This window comes from Pseudomonas silesiensis (genome assembly GCF_001661075.1).
GTDB classification, from domain to species: domain Bacteria; phylum Pseudomonadota; class Gammaproteobacteria; order Pseudomonadales; family Pseudomonadaceae; genus Aquipseudomonas; species Aquipseudomonas silesiensis.
The window spans coordinates 4955655-4973439 of the sequence record NZ_CP014870.1; the positions used below are offsets into that span (position 1 = coordinate 4955655).

The window sequence follows — 17785 nt, forward strand, 5'->3', positions numbered from 1 at the left end:
GCTGCCACTGTGAAACAATTCATCGATTTCATCCCGCTTCTGCTGTTCTTCATCGTGTTCAAAATCGAGCCCCGGGTGGTCGATATCGCCGGTCATCAACTGACCGTCGGCGGTATCTACAGCGCCACCGCGATGCTGATCGTCAGCTCCCTGGTGGTCTACGGCGCGCTCTATATCAAGCAGCGCAAGCTGGAAAAGAGCCAGTGGCTGACCCTCATCGCCTGCCTGGTCTTCGGCAGCCTGACCCTGGCGTTCCACAGCGAAACCTTCCTGAAATGGAAAGCCCCGGTGGTCAACTGGCTGTTTGCCCTGGCGTTCATCGGCAGCCATTTCGTCGGTGATCAATTGTTGATCAAGCGCATCATGGGCCACGCACTGACCCTGCCGGAGCCGGTCTGGACCCGACTGAACATCGCCTGGATCGGGTTTTTCCTGTTTTGTGGCGCCGCCAACCTGTTTGTCGCGTTCACCTTCCAGAGCTACTGGGTCGACTTCAAGGTCTTCGGCAGCCTGGGCATGACCTTGCTGTTCCTGGTCGCACAGGGCATCTACCTGTCCCGCCATCTGCACGACGCCGATACCACAACGCCAAAAACCGAGGACTGACATGCTTTACGCAATCATTGCCACAGACGTCGCCAACTCCCTGGAAGCCCGCCTGGCCGCACGGCCTGCCCACCTTGAGCGCCTGCAAGTGCTCAAAGGCGAAGGTCGCATCGTACTGGCCGGGCCGCACCCGGCGGTCGACAGCAATGATCCGGGGGCCGCGGGTTTCACCGGCAGCCTGATCGTCGCCGAATTCGATTCCCTGAGCGCCGCCCAGGCCTGGGCCGACGCCGATCCGTATATCGCCGCAGGCGTCTACGCCAACGTGTCGGTCAAACCGTTCAAGCAAGTCCTCCCGTAATATCCCCTTCGCGATGAACCTTCCCGGTTCGTCGCGCTCTCAACGCTCATTATTCTCTTTCACCGGCCGACAACCTGCCCAGTACCCGTATTGGAACCAGGCGTCGCGATACGCAAAGGGCCGTTGTGTCTGATGCCGGTCATGTCAGCCACCCCCCAGTGCGCTGCCGCGTCCATTGACTGACCGGCAACAATGGTTCGTCATCGGTGCGGTTGGCCCTGCTCTGCGGTATCTTCGCCAGTGGTGCAAGCAGAACGTCGGCAATGGCTAAATTGAGTGATTCATGAGCGAGTTGTTATTAATTGATGATGATCAGGAGCTGTGTGAGCTCTTGAGCAGTTGGCTGAGCCAGGAAGGCTTCCACGTCCGCGCCTGCCACGATGGCCGCAGCGCACGTCGCGCGCTGGCTGAAACTTCGCCGGCGGCGGTGGTACTGGACGTGATGCTGCCGGACGGCAGCGGCCTGGAACTGCTCAAGCAACTGCGCAGCGATCATCCGGATTTGCCGGTGTTGATGCTCTCGGCCCGGGGCGAGCCCCTGGATCGTATCCTCGGCCTGGAACTCGGCGCCGACGATTACCTGGCCAAACCTTGCGATCCACGGGAACTGACAGCGCGCTTGCGTGCCGTATTGCGCCGCAGTCATCCGACAGCGGTGTCCAGCCAGCTGGAACTGGGCGACCTGTGTTTCAGCCCGGTGCGCGGCGTGGTCAGCATCGATGAACAGGAATTCACCCTCACGGTTTCCGAAAGCCGCCTGCTTGAAGCGCTGCTCAAGCAACCCGGTGAACCGCTGGACAAACAGGATCTGGCGCAGATTGCACTCGGCCGCAAACTGACCCTGTACGACCGCAGCCTGGACATGCACATCAGCAATCTGCGCAAAAAAATCGGCCCGCACCCCGATGGCCGGCCGCGCATCGTTGCCCTGCGCAGCCGTGGTTATTACTACAGTCTCTGAACCCCGCCCCTACAGGGCGACGGCGGTGTATCTCATACATCGCGTCGTCTGCTTCGCCGGCAAGCCTGGCTCCTACAGACCGCGTCGCCTGGTTCGCCGGCAAGCCGGCGTCTGCCGGAGGGGCTTTTGTCAGGACGGTACAAAATCGTCTTTACCCAAGCTTTACGCTTCGCTGACCGCCGCTGACCTTGATATGCGTAATCTGCACTCATCCGGAACGTACCGGGAACGAGACAAGGAGATTCACCATGCGCAAGACTCTTATCGCTCTGATGTTCGCTGCCGCTCTGCCAACCGTTGCCATGGCCATGCCTGAAGGCGCCGGCCCGATGGGTCCGATGGACGGCTCGCACCACGGCGGTCAGATGCACGGCATGCACGGCAAAGGCCCGTACAGCCAGCTGGACCTGAGTCGCGAACAGCGCGAACAGATCCGCAAGATCATGGGCGAGCAGATGCACGAGCGTAAGCAAGTGGTCGACAAGTACCTGGAAAAACTGTCGCCAGCCGACCAGAAAGCCATGAAAGACGAAATGGCCGCCAACCACAAGAAAGCCGAAGCCGACGTGCGTGCCCTGCTGAAACCGGATCAACAGAAGCAATTCGACGAGATCCAGAAGAAAAAGGCCGAGCGCCGCGCGGAATGGGCCGAATTCAAGGCCTGGAAGGCGCAACAACCGCAAAAAGCGCAATAATGCGCTAACCCCGGACCCAACGGCTGAACACCGTTGGGTCGATTCCCACTCAATCCAATGTAGGAGCGAGCTTGCTCGCGAAAAACGAACAGACGAAACGTGCTGCCTGATGCCGCTCGTTATCGTTGACGTCCATCGCGAGCAAGCTCGCTCCTACATTGGTTTTGTGTTTGTTCGAGGATTATCCGTGCGCTCATTGTTCTGGCGTATCCTGGCCAGTTTCTGGCTGGCCATCGCTCTGGTTGCGGGTTTATCGATTCTGCTCGGGCACATGCTCAACCAGGACGCGTGGATTCTCAGCCGCCATCCAGGCCTCAACACCCTGGCCGAACAGTGGACGCAAACCTACGAAGCCCAGGGAGAAGATGCAGCCCAGGATCTTCTGCAGCAGCGCAAGCGCCAGTACCACATCGACGTTCAGGTGCTCAACGAGAGCGGCGATCCGGTGGTGCGCGGCACCTTCCCCCGCCGCGCCGCCGCGTTTGAAGCGCGGCAGAACAACGACGATCGCCGCCTGCCATGGCGTCGCCTGACCGATGAATACACCAGCGCAAAAACCGGTGAAACCTACCTGCTGATCTATCGAATCCCGCACCCGGAACTGGATGCCTGGCACCGTGAAAGCCTGCTTTGGCCGTTGAGTGCATTAGGTATCGCGCTGGTGGTGCTGACCTTGTTCAGTCTGCTGGTGACCTTTTCGATCACCCGACCGCTGAGCCGCTTGCGCGGTGCCGTGCATGATCTGGGGCAAACCACCTATCAGCAGAACAGCCTGGTAAAACTGGCCAACCGACGCGATGAGTTCGGTGTGCTCGCGAATGATTTCAACCGCATGGGTGCCCGCCTGCAAAGTCTGATCGGCAGTCAGCGGCAACTGTTGCGCGATGTATCCCACGAACTGCGCTCGCCCCTCGCCCGACTGCGCATTGCGCTGGCACTGGCCGAAAGAGCCAACCCCGAGGAACGGGAAAAACTCTGGCCACGCCTGACCCGTGAGTGCGACCGGCTGGAAGCGCTGATCAGCGAAATCCTGGTGTTGGCCCGGGTCGATGCCGACAACGCCAGTGCCGAAGAGGTGGACCTGAATGCCTTGCTCAACACCCTGCAAAAAGATGCGCAGCTCGGTTCGCCGGAGCAGAACGTACGCCTTCAGGCCGAGCCGCAACTGAACCTCAAAGGCTGGCCGACCATGATCGAACGCGCGGTGGACAACCTGCTGCGCAACGCGCAGCGCTTTAACCCCGTAGGGCAATCGATAGAAATGCAGGCCTCACGCCAGGGCGAGCGCATTGTCGTCAGTGTGCGCGACCATGGCCCCGGTGTGGACGCCGAGCATTTGAGCCAGTTGGGGGAGCCGTTCTATCGGGCACCGGGACAGACGGCGGCGGGGCATGGCCTGGGGTTGGCGATTGCCCGTCGTGCGGCGGAGCGGCATGGCGGGAGCCTGGTGCTGGCCAATCATCCGCAGGGTGGGTTTATCGCCAGCCTCGAATTGCCGTTGGTGCCGGGGGCTGTGGTCCAACCCTGAACCCCTGTGGGAGCGGCGGTGCGACGATTCGACTTGCTCGCGAAGGCGGTGTGTCAGGCTAAGCATGTGTTAATTGACACACCGCCTTCGCGAGCAAGCCCGCTCCCACAGTTGATCAGTGTGGTCAGGACTTGCCCGGCCAGGCGCTGACAAACTCGGCCAGATCAACCTTCTCCGCCACCCGCGGCTCTTTCTGCGGCGTACCAAGGTAAAGAAACGCAATCACCTCTTCCCCTTCCGCCAGTCCCAACCCCTTGGCCACATGCGGCGAATAAGCCAGCTCACCGGTGCGCCATACCGCGCCGATCCCTTGCGCATAGGCCGCCAATAAAATCCCGTGCGCTGCGCAACCCGCCGCCAGCAGCTGTTCGGACTTTGGATATTTGACGTGGTCCTGCAAACGAGCGATCACCACGACCACCAATGGCGCACGCAGCGGACCGTTGCGCGCCTTGTCCAGTGCAGCTTCGGACACTTCGCTGTCCTGCAGCCTCGCCGCTTCGGCCAGCAATTCGCCCATCTGCTCGCGCGCCGCGCCTTCGACGGTCAGAAAGCGCCAAGGCTGCAGGTGGCCATGGTCCGGTGCCCGCATCGCGGCGGCAAACAGCACTTCGCGCTGCTCCGGGGTGGGTGCCGGTTCAAGCAGTCGTGGAACGGAAACACGGTTGAGCAACGCGTCGAGAGCCTGCATCGGCCACCTCCTGTAAAAATGATTGGCTATTCTAGCTGCAAGTGCGCAGACCCTGCCGGTTTACATGCCCTGCGTCGCAGGTAGAATGGCGCCCTTCCCTATTTCAGCCCGAGCGGACTTCATGGCGTTGCCGACCTTACGGACCATTGGTTTCATCATCGGCATCTTCCTGATCACGCTGGCCGTTGCCATGGTCGTGCCCATGGCCACGCTGCTGATCTTCGAGCGCACCGGCGACCTGCCGTCGTTCCTCTGGGCGAGCATGATCACCTTTGTCGCCGGTCTGGCCCTGGTCATCCCCGGGCGCCCGGAACATGTGCACCTGCGTCCGCGGGACATGTACCTGCTGACCGTCAGCAGCTGGCTGGTGGTGTGCATTTTCGCCGCGCTGCCGTTTCTGCTGACTCAACATATCAGCTACACCGACTCGTTCTTCGAAAGCATGTCCGGCATTACCGCCACCGGGGCGACGGTACTCAACCGCCTGGATGACATGTCCCCCGGCATCCTGATGTGGCGCTCGTTGCTGCACTGGATCGGCGGCATCGGGTTTATCGGCATGGCGGTAGCGATTCTGCCATTGCTGCGCATCGGCGGCATGCGCCTGTTCCAGACCGAATCGTCAGACCGTTCCGAGAAGGTCATGCCCCGCTCGCACATGGTGGCGCGCCTGATCGTCGCGGCCTACGTCGGCATCACCATTTTCGGCAGCCTGGCGTTCTGGTGGGCCGGGATGAGCCCCTTCGATGCGATCAACCACGCGATGTCGGCGATTTCCACCGGCGGATTCTCCACCTCCGACCAGTCCCTGGCCAAATGGACGCAACCGGCGGTGCACTGGGTAGCCATCGTCATCATGATTCTCGGCAGCCTGCCGTTCACCCTGTACGTGGCGACCTTGCGCGGTAATCGCCAGGCCCTGATCAAGGATCAGCAGGTGCAAGGCTTGCTCGGCATGTTGCTGGTAACCTGGCTGGTGCTCGGCACCTGGTACTGGTGGACCACACAGCTGCATTGGCTCGAGGCGCTGCGGCATGTGGCGCTGAACGTGACCTCGGTAATAACCACGACAGGCTTCGCGCTTGGGGACTACAGCCTGTGGGGAAATTTCTCGCTGATGCTGTTCTTCTATTTGGGCTTTGTCGGCGGCTGCTCGGGGTCGACCGCTGGCGGGATCAAGATTTTCCGCTTCCAGGTCGCCTATATCCTGCTCAAGGCCAACCTTAACCAATTGATTCACCCGCGCGCGGTGATCAAGCAGAAGTACAACGGTCACCGTCTCGACGAAGAGATCGTGCGTTCCATTCTGACCTTTTCGTTCTTCTTCGCCATCACCATCTGTGTGATCGCGCTGCTGTTGTCGCTGCTCGGCGTGGACTGGATGACCGCCCTCACCGGCGCGGCCGCCACGGTGTCCGGCGTCGGTCCGGGGCTGGGCGAGACCATCGGCCCGGCAGGTAACTTCGCGTCCCTGCCGGACGCCGCCAAATGGATTCTCTCGGTCGGCATGTTGCTGGGCCGACTGGAAATCATTACGGTATTTGTCCTGTGTATACCGGCGTTCTGGCGTCATTGACCGGGTTCGGCGTTTCCATCAGCCGCATCCGGTACTCGCCGGGAGTGGCATCGAACCAGCGTCGAAAAGCGCGGAAAAAGTTGCTCGGATCGGCGAACCCCAACAGGTAGGCAATCTCCAGCAGGGTCATGTTCGGCTGCGTCAGGTACTGCTCCGCCAGTTCGCGCCGGGTGTCGTCCAGCAGCGTCTGAAAGCTCGTGCCCTCTTCCTGCAGGCGGCGCTGCAAGGTTCGTTGCGACAGGTGCAGCGTCTGCGCCACGGTATCGCGCTTGGGTTCGCCCTGGGGCAGCAACCGGCACAACACCTGCCGCGCCTTGTGGGTCACCCGGCTTTCAGAAAAGCGCGCCAGGTATTCGCCGGCAAACCGGTCATGCAGCAGCGCCATCGCTTCGTTGGCCGTCGGCAGCGGCGCCTCCATATCGGCGCGCTCGAAGATCAGGGCGTCATACGGCGCGCTGAACTCCATCGGCGCGTGGAAGGCTTGTCTATAGGGTGCGAGGTCGATGGGTTCATCGCCCTGAAACAGCACCTTGCGCGGCTGCAGGATTCGCCCGGTCAACCAGCCACACAACGCCAGGGCACAGGCCAATGAAGCTTCGGCGCTCTGCCGGGTGGGCGGCAGATGGTCGCCATGGACCGTCAGAATCAGCGCGTAACCTTCATCCAGCAAGCGGAAGCTCAGGTCGGCACTTTCGGCGATGATCCGCTGATAACGCACCAGCCGCCGAAAACCCTCGGCCAGGGTCTGGCTGGACATCAGGGCATAGCCCGCCACATGGAAGGAGGCCGGCCGCACCACCTTGCCCATGTTCAGGCCAATCGCCGGGTTGCCGGACAGCTCGACCGCACGCTGCCACAGCCGCGTCATGGAATCCTGCGGAAAGCGCGCGTCCGGATCATCCAGCGCCGCATAGTCGAGCCCCAGCTGCTTGAACAGCATCCGGCAATCCAGGCCGTCCATTTCCAGTGCCTTGACAATCCCCATTGCCCAGCTTGCAGATGTCGTTCGTTCGCTCATGGCGTTTTCTTAAATGATGAGCCGCAGGCTACGGCGGCCGGTTTTCCGAAGGATACTAAAGTGGCGCCCATTGTCAGTGGCTGATGCCACTGTTCACTCTAGACTTAAATAAGCTACCCGCAGCACAACTTGCAGTCAGAACAATAACCACAGAGATCGCAGGCGTGGAAAACATCAGACGTTTCAATAGTTTCGCTGAGTTTTACCCGTATTACCTCAGCGAACACAGCAACAGTACCTGCCGACGACTGCACTTTATCGGCACGACGCTGGTGATCTTCATTCTGGGCCTGACGATCGGCAAAGGCGCCTGGCTGATGTTGCTGGCCTTGCCGCTGGCGGGTTACAGCTTCGCCTGGGTCGGGCATTTCTTTTTCGAAAAAAACCGTCCTGCGACCTTTCAGCATCCGCTTTACAGCCTGCTCGGCGATTTCGTCATGTACCGGGATATGATCCTGGGTCGCGTGCCGTTCTAGGGGCAATCCGTTATAAGAGGACAACCGATGAATGCCAACGCCCGTTTCACCCACATGAAGGACGGCACGCAGGAAGACTGGGCGATCATCGCCGCAGACTTCAGCGCCTACGCCCGACAACTGCCGACGCGGATCTTGGCGCACCTGAAATTGCTCGAGGGTGATTTCGGCGGCTTCCCGGTGGATCGCCTGACCCACTCCCTGCAAACCGCCACCCGCGCCTGGCGCGATGGTCGCGACGATGAATACGTGGTCTGCGCCCTGCTTCACGACATCGGTGACACCCTGGGTTCCTACAACCATCCGGACATCGGCGCGGCGATCCTCAAGCCGTTCGTCAGCGCCGAGAATTTGTGGATGGTGGAAAAGCACGGGATTTTCCAGGGTTATTATTTCTTTCATCACCTGGGCATGGATCGGCATTTACGCGAGCAGTTCAGCGGCCATCCGCAGTATCAGGCGACGATCGAATTCTGCGCCAAATATGATGCGGCGGCGTTTGACCCGGCGTATGACACGCTGCCGTTGAGCTTCTTCGAGCCGATGATGGAGCGGTTGTTTGCGCAGCCGAAGAATTCGATTTACAAGGCGGCGATGGCGGAGCATGCGCCAGCCTGATAAATCTGGAGTGTTCGGGCTGGCCCCATCGCGAGCAAGCTCGCTCCCACAGGGTTTTCTGGCGTTCACAAATTCTGTGTTCACCTCGCTCACTGTGGGAGCGGCGGTGCGACGATTCGACTTGCCCGCGATGGGGCCAGCCCGAACACCCTGACTTTCAGGCCGGCTCTGCGACTTCCACCGCCTTCAACTGCGCCTCCCGCGTCTGGGCATCCGCCAACCGATACAACTCGATCGAGCCGTCCCAATGCTCGATCAACGCCGTGCACGACTCCACCCAATCCCCGCAATTGAGGTAATCCACCTCGCCCACCTTGCGAATCTCGGCATGGTGAATGTGCCCGCACACCACGCCATGCAGTCCGCGCTTGACGCATTCGTGGGCAATGGCCTCTTCAAAATCGCTGATGAAACTGACCGCTGTCTTCACCTTGTGCTTGAGATACGCCGACAACGACCAGTAGCCATAGCCATAACGGGCGCGCCAATGATTGAGCCAGCGGTTGAGGGTCAGGGTGAATTCGTAGGCGGAGTCGCCGAGAAAGGCCAGCCAGCGATGGTACCGGGTGATCACGTCGAACTGGTCGCCATGGATCACCAGCAGATGGCGGCCATCGGCGGTGACGTGTACGGCTTCGTCCACCAACTGGATGTTGCCCAGAATCAGCTTCGAGTAACGGCGCAGGAACTCGTCATGGTTGCCGGTGACGTAGATCACCTCGGTGCCGCGCTTGCTCATGGTCAACAACCGGCGAATCACATTGGTGTGCGCCTGGGGCCAATACATGCCGCCACGCAGTTTCCAGCCGTCGATGATGTCGCCGACCAGGTAGACCTTGTCCGCATGGTAGCCCTTGAGAAACTGCGACAGATGTTCGGCCTGGCAATCCCGGGTACCCAGATGCACATCGGAAATCCACAAGGTCCGCACACGTTGCTTGCGACTGGGTTTGGCGAACTCGGCGCTGGTCATGGGCAACCCTCTGCGATTGTTTGGGCAAGCTTGCGCCGGCCGGATTAATTGCCCATGACAATGGCAAGTCAGTCCCGTGACAGCTAACGCCTATGCCCCCGGTGTAGACTGGCAGCCTAAATAGGGAGACCTGCGATGAGACCGATCCTCACGCTACGCCAGTACAGCCACGAGCTGATCGTCCACAGCCACGACCACGCGCAATTGGTGTTCGGGCTGTCGGGCGCGCTGGATTTCGAGGTCGACGGGCATGGCAGCCAGGTGGTTCAACAGAGTTTCGTGGTGGTGCCGTCCGGTTTTCATCATGCCTGTGGCAGCGCCAATGGCAGCCGTTGCCTGGTGCTGGATGTGCCCGGCGATGAGTGGGTCGTGCAGTCACTGGGCGATCATGCGCAAGCCAGCCGGCGTTTGCTCGACAACGCCGGGCGCTTGCCGCTGGATGCCGGGCAAAGCCAACTGGTGAACTGGCTGGCGGCCAGTCAGGTCAATGATCCAGTGATCGCGCAACAGGGTGCCGTGCTGTTGCTGGCCAGCCTCAACAATGCCCAACCGCAGGTCGTGGGTGGTCGGCGCCTGCCCTATGCGGCGCTCAATGCTCATATTGATCAGTATGCTGCCTACCCGCTGCAAGTCGCCGACCTGGCACGTATTGCCGGATTGTCCAGTGCCCGGTTGCATGCGCGGTTCGTTGCCGAATGCGGGCAGACCCCGATGGACTATATCCGTAGCCGACGACTGCACATGGCCGTAGGCATGCTGCGGGATTCGGCGTTGCCCATCGGCGAGATTGCCAGTCGGGTCGGCTACAGCTCGCAGAGTGCCTTCGCTGCCGCGGTATTGCGCGAATTTGGCGCCTCGCCTGGTAAGTTGCGGCGCGAGGCTGGCGACAAACAACGATAGTTTGCCGACAGACACAGCGGCCCTCACAGGGTTCAATGCAGGAACTGCCACAGGCGGCGCTCAGCGTTGATGAAGTCGTCCGCCGGGTTCAATACATTCATCAAGGATTGCAATGACTCCCCGTACCGCCCTTGGCGCCCTGCATATCGGCGCACTGATGTTTGGCCTGACCGGCGTGTTCGGCAAACTCGCCGCCGCCTCCCCCGCCGTCATCGTTTTCGGGCGTGCCGCGTTTGCCGTGCTGGCGTTGGCGTTTTTTGCGCGGTTCGCCAGCACTTCGCGCTGGCAGAAGCTCGAGGCCGTGGACTGGCGCCGGTTGTTGCTCAGCGGCTTGCTGCTGGCCGCGCATTGGGTCAGTTTTTTCATTGCGGTGAAGGTCGCCGGCGTAGCGATCGCCACCCTGGGCTTTGCCAGTTTCCCGGCGTTTACCGTGATCCTCGAAGGGCTGATCTTCCGCGAGCGGATTCGCGCCAACGAAATCCTGCTGGTCGTGCTGGTGAGTATCGGGCTGGTGCTGGTCACGCCGGACTTCGATCTGGCAAGTGGCGCCACCACCGGCCTGCTGTGGGCAGTGGCTTCCGGCTTGCTGTTCGCCCTGCTGTCGTTGACCAACCGCGCCAGCTCCGGGCGCATTCCGCCGGTGCAGGCGGCGCTGTGTCAGAACGTGGTGGTCGCGCTGTGCCTGTTGCCGGCGGCGGCACCGCAGTTGAGTGAAGTGCGCGCCCTCGACTGGCTGTGGATCGGTCTGCTCGGGGTGTTCTGCACCGGCGTCGCGCACAGCCTGTTCGTCGCCAGCCTGGCAGTGATCAAGGCGCGAACCGCGGCGGTGGTGTTCGCCCTGGAGCCGGTTTACGGGATCACCATGGCCTGGCTGCTGTTCGATGAAAATCCGACGTTGCGTATGTTGATCGGCGGTGCCTTGATCATCGTCGCCATTGTGGTATCCAGCCGGCTCTCGGGCGGTTCAAGCAAAAAGACCGTTGCGGTACAAGCCCCGTCTCACTGAGACCGGTCGTTGTGCCCCAGGTCGCGGTCCGGATCGATCCGGTCGCGGACCCGCTGCTTGAGCACCTTGGCCTCGGGAAAACCACCGTCGGTCTTGCGCTCCCAGATCTGCACCTCGTCACAAAAAATGTGAAAGACCCCGCCGGTGCCGGGCACCAGGGACACTTTGCCCAAGTCGTCGCCAAAGGTACTGAGCAGTTCCTGGGCCAGCCAGGCGGCACGCAACAGCCATTGGCATTGCGTGCAGTAAGTGATGACGATTTCCGGTTTGTGCGCGGTCATGATGGGCAGGATTCCTGAGCCAGAGGGCGTCGCTATCATAGCCGGCTCCTACAGATCTTTTGATCTTCAGCGGATGCCGGCCAACAAATTCCGGGCGGTTTGTCTGAGTGGCTCGTCTCCGTCCTTGAGCAGTTCGTTGAGCAGTTCGATGGCGCTGTCCAGGTCGCCGTCATCGATGCAGGTCTGGGCCTGTTCCAGTTTGCCTGCATTGCTCGGTTCGGACGGCTCAAGATCCATCGTTTCAATCTCCAGCGGTTCAAGCTCCAACGACCCGTCGACATCAGCGAATTCGTTGAGAAAGTCGTCATCCAGAGGCTGTGCATCAGGTTCGGCCACCCACTCGAACGCGGGTTCATCCAGCGTCGGCTCGTCAGGCATTTCGAAGACATCGGGCAAGACGTGCAGATTCGAGGCGAATTCAGGCTCGTCGGTGCGTGACGTCCGATTCGGAAATTCGGCAGCGGGCGGTGAAGGGTCGAAGGGGCTGATCAAGTCCCAGTTCGAATCCATCGACAGGTCATCCAGGTTCAACTGGAACTCATCGCTGGCGGCGGCTGCCTGGGGCTGCGCAACCGCGGGCGGCGTGATGGAGGGAGCGATGGCCAAGGCAGCGACAGTGTCCAGCTTGGGATACCGGTCACGCATCTCCTGAAGCTTCTGCAGGTCGAATCCAGCGTCACGCAGGCTGGTTTCCTGCGCTTCATAGGCGGATACGTCACCCTGTTTGCCCAGGACTTCCAGTAGCTGCACGGCCAGATCGGTACGGTTTGGCTCCTTGATCAACGCCTCCCTCAACAAACCGGCCGCTTCGGAAAAACGGCCATAGGCCAGATAGATGCCGACCCCTTCGAGCACGTCGCCCGCCGACGACTCTTCGCCCTGGCCGGATGCCGGAGCAGGCGGCTGCGCTTCCCGATTCAGCACCGGCTCATGCCGTAACGGTAAGACAGGTAACGATTCAGGTACTTCCTGGACCGGCTGTCGCTGACGGCGGACGAACAGTCCGAGCCACGCCAGGGCCACCAGCAACAGCACTCCGAAGATCAGCGGCCAGTGGGTCGTTTCGATCTTTTCATCCACAACCGGCGCTGAAGCCGCGACGTCTGGCGCGACAGGTTCCACCGAAGCCGAAGCCTGTTTGACTTGCGCCAATTGCGTCTGCAACTCGGTGACCTGTTTCTTCTGGCCGGCAATGTGTTCGTTTTGAGCCTGCAATTTTACATTCAGCTCATCGATCATGGTTTGCAGCGCCTGGTTCTTCAGGACGCTGACGGCCAGTTGCTCGGCAACAGCATCATTGACAGGCGCGGCAGCAGATTGATCGACGGGCGGGGTGGGCGGCTTTTTGCTCTTTACCGCAGGTGGCGCTGCAGCAGCCGGCTGGACGCTCGGGAATGCGGACGATTGGGTGCTGGCATCCGGTTCGTCAGCCACCGGCACAATCCCCGGCGAGCCCGGCGGGTCGATCAATACCGTGTATTCGCGCAGCACGCGTCCGTTGGGCTGATTGATCTGCACCAGGAAATTGAGAAAAGGTTCATTGACCGGCTTGTTGGAGCTGACCCGGATCAGCCTGCGGTCGCCCCGCAGGATCGGCGTGAACTTCAGATCGTTGAGGAAGAACACCCGATCGACGCCGGCGCGGCTGAATTCTTCCGCCGTGGCCAGGCTGACCGACAACTCGCCCTCCGCAAGGTCCGCGGCGTCCATCAGGGCGATGTCGGCCCGAAGCGGCTGATTCAGCGCCGAATGCAGGGTGATTTCCCCCAAGCCCAGCGCGGGCGCCGATGCCGACCAGGAAACAGCACCACCGACCAGCAGCAGCCTGGCGCAACACCGCAATACCACGTGCAAACTCTCGAGCATGAGCATCCCTTGGATAACCGCAACCAACCTTGTACGTGTTCGCACATCCGGTACGAACACGATATTGCCGACTAGTTCTTTATAGTCTGCCCAACGGGGTATCTCAAAGGACCGGTACGCGGTTATGCCTCAAGATTTTTCCAGGTTGGCCAGTATGTGTCCGTGGACCCGCATGCATATTTTCAGATCCGCTTCATCGACGCCATCGAACAGTTCGTGACGCAACTGGGTGGCAATGGTTTCAATTTGTTCGATCAGGGGACGAGCCGGGGCACAAAGAACGATTTTTTTCGCCCGACGGTCTTCCAGTACCGATTGACGTTGCACCAGCCCCTGGCTTTCCAGGCTGTCGAGCAACCGGGCCAGGGTCGGCCCTTCTACGCCGACGCTTTGTGCCAGTTCGCGCTGGGTAGGTGCATCGTCGAAACGCGCCAGGTGCAGTAGCACCAGCCAGCGTGCCTGGGACAATCCGAGGCCAGCCAGGCGGCGGTCCAGTTCGGCACGCCAGCCCCGCGACATCTGGGCCAGTTGCATGCCAAAGCGGTGTTGATCGGTAAACGGCATAAAACACTCATGATCAGCTGAAATAGAGAAATACTAATTATTAGTCAGCTAAGCATGCCCCTTGGCTATAGGCAAGGGTCGCCATGTACTGAATCGTTACATCTGTGTACCAGATCATTCAGATTTCAAATTCCGACTGCAGAGCGGCACGAACACAGTACAAAACACCTTCCGGCACTCGCCCGGCGAACAGCGCGGCAATCTCCGATACGGGTGGCAATTCACCCTCGCCGTCAAGGAACGCGTCCTGGACTTCGCCCATCAGGTCTTCGGGCAGATCCAGCGCCTGCTCCAGCGACAACTGCTGCTTGCCGATCGCTTCGGCGAGCATGGCGTAGACGTTCTTTTCCGAGCATTGCAGTTGACCGGCGATCTGCAGCGGCGTCATGCCGGCCCGCGCCAGGGTGATCAGCTCATGGCGTACGTCGGCCACCACGGTCGGCGCCTCGGCCCGACCGCCAAGCACTTCGAGGAAGGCCTGGCCATAACGTTCCAGTTTGCGTGCACCGACGCCGCTTACCGTGGCCATTTCCGCCAGCGAGGTCGGCTGGCTGCGCAGCATCTCCAGCAGCGTCGAGTCGGGGAAGATGACGTACGGCGGCACACCATGCTCTTCGGCGAGTTTGCGACGCAGGGCGCGCAAGGCTTCCCACTGTTCGCGCTCTTCGCCGCGAACCAGCTGGCTCGCCTGGCTCTTGCTGCTTTTGGCTGTGGTTTGCGGCTTGAGGTCGCGGCGCAGTTCCAGGGCCACTTCGCCCTTGAGCAATGGCCGGCAACTGTCACTGAGGCGCAAGCCGCCGTACCCTTCGAGGTCGATATCGGCCAGGCCGCGGGCAACCAGCTGACGGAACAGGGAGCGCCACTCGCCTTCGGCCATTGCCTTGCCGACACCGTAGACCGACAGGTGCTGATGACCGATGCTGCGGATCTTTTCGTTGTCCTTGCCCAGCAGTACGTCCACCAGATGCCCGACGCCATAACGCTGGCCGGTGCGGTAGATCGCCGAGAGCGCCTGGCGGGCCGGCTCGGTGGCGTCCCAGGTCTGCACGCCGTCGACGCAGTTGTCGCAATGGCCGCAGGGTTCGGGCATGTCTTCGTCGAAATAAGCCAGCAGCGTCTGGCGGCGGCAACGGGTTTCTTCGCAGAGCGAGAGCATGGCGTCGAGCTTGTGCTGCTCCAGACGCTTGTGGCGTTCGTCGCCCTCGGAGTTCTGCAACATCTGCTTGAGCATCACCACGTCTTGCAGGCCGTAGGCCATCCAGGCATCCGCTGGCAGGCCGTCACGGCCGCCGCGACCGGTTTCCTGGTAATAAGCTTCAAGGGATTTGGGCAAATCGAGGTGAGCGACGAAGCGCACGTTGGGTTTATCGATGCCCATGCCGAATGCCACGGTGGCGACCATGATCAGGCCTTCCTCGTTGAGGAAGCGTTTCTGGTGGTGGGCCCGGGTCTCGTTGGCCAGGCCGGCGTGATAGGGCAGCGCCGGGAACCCTTGTTCGCTGAGAAACACCGCAACCTCATCGACTTTCTTGCGCGACAGGCAATAGACGATGCCCGCATCGCTGCGCCGTTCGGCCAGGAACGCCAGCAATTGCTTGCGCGGCTGCTCCTTGGGCACGATGCGGTAGAAAATGTTCGGGCGATCGAAGCTCGAGAGGAAACGCTCGGCGTCCTGCAGATGCAGGCGATCGACGATTTCTTCCCGGGTGCGCTTGTCGGCGGTAGCGGTCAGGGCAATGCGCGGTACATGGGGAAACAGCTCCGCCAGCTGGCCCAGTTGCAGGTATTCACGGCGGAAGTCGTGGCCCCATTGGGAGACGCAATGCGCTTCATCAATGGCGAACAGGGCGATTTCAAGGCTTTGCAGGAACGCCAGCATGCGCGGCTGAACCAGGCGCTCGGGCGCGAGATACAGCATCTTCACTTCACCGCGCTTGATCCGGGCGGCCAGGTCCCGTTGCTGCTCGGCGCTCAGCGTGGAATTCAGTGCCGCCGCGGCAACACCCAGTTCTTCGAGGGTCGCGACCTGATCGTCCATCAGCGCGATCAGCGGCGAGACCACCACCGCCAGACCTTCGCGCAGCAGTGCCGGCACCTGGAAGCACAGGGACTTGCCGCCACCGGTAGGCATCAGCACCAGGGCGTCGCCGCCGCTGGCCACGCGCTCAATGATTGCACCCTGGCGGCCACGGAAACTGTCGTAGCCGAAGATGTCCTTGAGGACGCGTTGAGCCTGTTCGAGCATAAAAACTCCAGAAATCACCAAAAACATCCCTGCAAGACTGGTTCAGAACCACGCAGGCTGCACTGACGAATAGTAAGTGCACATTGCATGACGCTTCACATCTCAGCCGTGGCGCCAGCAGGGCATCACAAAACGCGCGAGTATACCCGAGCACAGTCCGGCGAAGGGCACCGCTGAGAAGACATACGAATGCCAATGCCATGCAAAACCTGTGGGAGCGAGCCTGCTCCGGGCGGCGTTCCGACGATAGCGGTGGGCCAGTCAATATTGATGTTGAATGTAACGCCGCCATCGCGAGCAAGCTCGCTCCCACAGGGAATGCGGTGTTCTGAGGCTTCAAATATGCCGCGCGGCTGGCCCAAGCGCTCAAGAAGGCCTAGAATTCCCGCATCTGTTTAATTCCCCAAGGTAGCCCTTTAATGTCCTTCGCTGAGCAACTAACCCGTTTGCAAGTCTTCCTCGACGCCGACGAACTGCATGACGAGGCGCTGGACTACGTGGCCGCCCACGGCTACCTCACCGCGCTGTCGATTTGCTCCGAAAGCGTTCCGGACCGTGAATGGATCGACGCGCTCTTCGCCGAAGAGCCGCATTACGCCGACGACACCGAGCGTGAAGCGATCGAATCCACCCTGCTGGCCCTCAAGGCTCATATCGCTCGCCAACTGGCGTCCGATGAAGAGTTCGAGCTGCCCTGCGACCTGGACCTGGGCGAAGAGCCGGATGATTCCGACCTGCGCGGCTGGTGCATCGGTTTCATGGAAGGCGTGTTCCTGCGCGAAGCGGCCTGGTTCGAAACCGCCGAAGACGAAGTCAGCGAAATGCTGCTGCCGATCATGGTCGGTTCGGGTCTGTTCGACGAACAGCCTGAGTTCGAAGACATCGCCAAAGACGCCAACCTGATGGACGACATGATCGTGCAGATCCCGGAAGCCCTGACCGCGCTGTACCTGCTGTGCCAGGCGCCAGACGAAAAACCGGCGATCCTCAAGCCTCGTCACCACTAAGGTTTTGCCTATGGACAACCCCATAGGCAACCGCTCCCTGATGTTGCGCTACGTACTGCTGGCCATCGGCTGGCTGAGCGTGGCGCTGGGGGTGATCGGAATTTTCCTGCCGGTGTTACCCACCACGCCCTTCCTGCTGCTGGCGGCAGCCTGCTTCGCCCGCAGTTCCCCGCGTTTTTACCATTGGCTGGTGGAGCACCCGCGGCTTGGGCCCTGGATTCGCAACTACCTCGACGGCAATGGCATCCCGCTCAAGGGCAAGGTCTATGCCATCGGATTGATGTGGGCGAGCATCCTGCTCTCCTGCTACCTGGTGCCCCTGCCTTGGGCTCGCGCGTTCATGCTGACCAGTGCGGTGCTGGTGACCGTTTATATCCTCCGGCAGAAAACCTTGCACAAACCCTGAAACATTCCAGTGCTCGCAGTCGACCCCCATCGCCTTTGGCACGGGCTTATCTCGTGTCGGGAATGGG

Annotated in this window: 19 protein-coding genes; 12 read left to right on the forward strand and 7 right to left on the reverse strand. The window is 61.0% G+C overall.

The features are described from left to right. The first annotated feature begins 9 nt into the window (after positions 1–9). The 5 genes from PMA3_RS21905 to PMA3_RS21925 all read left to right on the forward strand — a co-directional run bounded on the left by PMA3_RS21905 (position 10) and on the right by PMA3_RS21925 (position 4091). On the forward strand, positions 10–606 hold the full coding sequence (locus PMA3_RS21905; RefSeq protein ID WP_064679146.1) for a septation protein A: 597 nt from the start codon (positions 10–12) through the stop codon (positions 604–606). Position 607: 1 nt separating this feature from the next. Continuing rightward, positions 608–907: a YciI family protein gene (locus PMA3_RS21910; protein ID WP_008156126.1), complete on the forward strand. Its 300-nt coding sequence runs from the start codon at positions 608–610 to the stop codon at positions 905–907. Positions 908–1190: 283 nt separating this feature from the next. After that, complete coding sequence (locus PMA3_RS21915) at positions 1191–1868, forward strand: response regulator transcription factor (RefSeq protein ID WP_064679147.1); 678 nt, start codon at positions 1191–1193, stop codon at positions 1866–1868. A 248-nt stretch (positions 1869–2116) separates the two neighbouring features. Further along, positions 2117–2563, forward strand: coding sequence for a Spy/CpxP family protein refolding chaperone (locus tag PMA3_RS21920; RefSeq protein ID WP_064679148.1), 447 nt, complete (start codon positions 2117–2119; stop codon positions 2561–2563). Positions 2564–2750: 187 nt separating this feature from the next. Further along, on the forward strand, positions 2751–4091 hold the full coding sequence (locus tag PMA3_RS21925) for a sensor histidine kinase (RefSeq protein WP_064679149.1): 1341 nt from the start codon (positions 2751–2753) through the stop codon (positions 4089–4091). Between the two features lie 124 nt (positions 4092–4215). Here the strand turns inward: PMA3_RS21925 and PMA3_RS21930 are convergent, their stop codons facing one another. Next, the gene (locus PMA3_RS21930; RefSeq protein ID WP_064679150.1) at positions 4216–4782 is read right to left on the reverse strand and encodes an NAD(P)H nitroreductase; all 567 of its coding nucleotides are present in this window, start codon (positions 4780–4782) and stop codon (positions 4216–4218) included. Between the two features lie 121 nt (positions 4783–4903). Between PMA3_RS21930 and PMA3_RS21935 the strand changes: the two genes are divergently transcribed. Next, on the forward strand, positions 4904–6358 hold the full coding sequence (locus tag PMA3_RS21935; RefSeq protein WP_064679151.1) for a TrkH family potassium uptake protein: 1455 nt from the start codon (positions 4904–4906) through the stop codon (positions 6356–6358). Here the strand turns inward: PMA3_RS21935 and PMA3_RS21940 are convergent. Continuing rightward, positions 6315–7376: an AraC family transcriptional regulator gene (locus PMA3_RS21940; protein ID WP_082930394.1), complete on the reverse strand. Its 1062-nt coding sequence runs from the start codon at positions 7374–7376 to the stop codon at positions 6315–6317. The genes PMA3_RS21935 and PMA3_RS21940 overlap by 44 nt on opposite strands. A 164-nt stretch (positions 7377–7540) precedes the next feature. On the opposite strand from PMA3_RS21940, the gene PMA3_RS21945 reads away from it, so the two are divergent. Together PMA3_RS21945 and PMA3_RS21950 are read left to right on the forward strand one after the other, a co-directional pair. Beyond that, the gene (locus PMA3_RS21945; protein WP_064679153.1) at positions 7541–7852 is read left to right on the forward strand and encodes an Mpo1-like protein; all 312 of its coding nucleotides are present in this window, start codon (positions 7541–7543) and stop codon (positions 7850–7852) included. Between the two features lie 27 nt (positions 7853–7879). Then, positions 7880–8470 (forward strand): HD domain-containing protein, encoded by a 591-nt coding sequence (locus PMA3_RS21950; protein WP_064679154.1) that lies wholly within the window; start codon positions 7880–7882, stop codon positions 8468–8470. Between the two features lie 157 nt (positions 8471–8627). Here PMA3_RS21950 and PMA3_RS21955 read toward each other — a convergent pair whose 3' ends face one another. Next, complete coding sequence (locus PMA3_RS21955) at positions 8628–9443, reverse strand: UDP-2,3-diacylglucosamine diphosphatase (protein ID WP_064679155.1); 816 nt, start codon at positions 9441–9443, stop codon at positions 8628–8630. Positions 9444–9578: 135 nt separating this feature from the next. On the opposite strand from PMA3_RS21955, the gene PMA3_RS21960 reads away from it, so the two are divergent. Both PMA3_RS21960 and PMA3_RS21965 read left to right on the forward strand, forming a co-directional pair. Then, complete coding sequence (locus PMA3_RS21960; RefSeq protein WP_064679156.1) at positions 9579–10343, forward strand: helix-turn-helix transcriptional regulator; 765 nt, start codon at positions 9579–9581, stop codon at positions 10341–10343. A gap of 112 nt (positions 10344–10455) precedes the next feature. Continuing rightward, positions 10456–11349 carry a DMT family transporter gene (locus tag PMA3_RS21965; RefSeq protein WP_064679157.1) on the forward strand — a complete coding sequence of 298 codons (894 nt, stop codon included), beginning with the start codon at positions 10456–10458 and terminating at the stop codon, positions 11347–11349. On the opposite strand, the gene PMA3_RS21970 is transcribed toward PMA3_RS21965, so the two are convergent. From PMA3_RS21970 to recQ, 4 genes are all read right to left on the reverse strand, one after another. Next, positions 11343–11630 (reverse strand): Rdx family protein, encoded by a 288-nt coding sequence (locus PMA3_RS21970; RefSeq protein WP_064679158.1) that lies wholly within the window; start codon positions 11628–11630, stop codon positions 11343–11345. The genes PMA3_RS21965 and PMA3_RS21970 overlap by 7 nt on opposite strands. A gap of 66 nt (positions 11631–11696) precedes the next feature. Continuing rightward, positions 11697–13496, reverse strand: a complete 1800-nt coding sequence (locus tag PMA3_RS21975) for a motility hub landmark protein FimV (protein WP_064679159.1) — start codon at positions 13494–13496, stop codon at positions 11697–11699. Positions 13497–13625: 129 nt separating this feature from the next. Continuing rightward, positions 13626–14060: a MarR family transcriptional regulator gene (locus tag PMA3_RS21980; RefSeq protein ID WP_064679160.1), complete on the reverse strand. Its 435-nt coding sequence runs from the start codon at positions 14058–14060 to the stop codon at positions 13626–13628. Between the two features lie 118 nt (positions 14061–14178). Further along, positions 14179–16305, reverse strand: coding sequence for a DNA helicase RecQ (gene recQ, locus PMA3_RS21985; RefSeq protein ID WP_064679161.1), 2127 nt, complete (start codon positions 16303–16305; stop codon positions 14179–14181). A gap of 419 nt (positions 16306–16724) precedes the next feature. Here recQ and PMA3_RS21990 point away from each other — a divergent pair, with 419 nt between their 5' ends. Then, entirely contained in the window at positions 16725–17312 is a 588-nt protein-coding gene (locus PMA3_RS21990) for a UPF0149 family protein (RefSeq protein ID WP_030130067.1), read from the forward strand. Positions 17313–17322: 10 nt separating this feature from the next. Then, complete coding sequence (locus PMA3_RS21995) at positions 17323–17718, forward strand: YbaN family protein (protein WP_064679162.1); 396 nt, start codon at positions 17323–17325, stop codon at positions 17716–17718. Positions 17719–17785 lie beyond the last annotated feature (67 nt).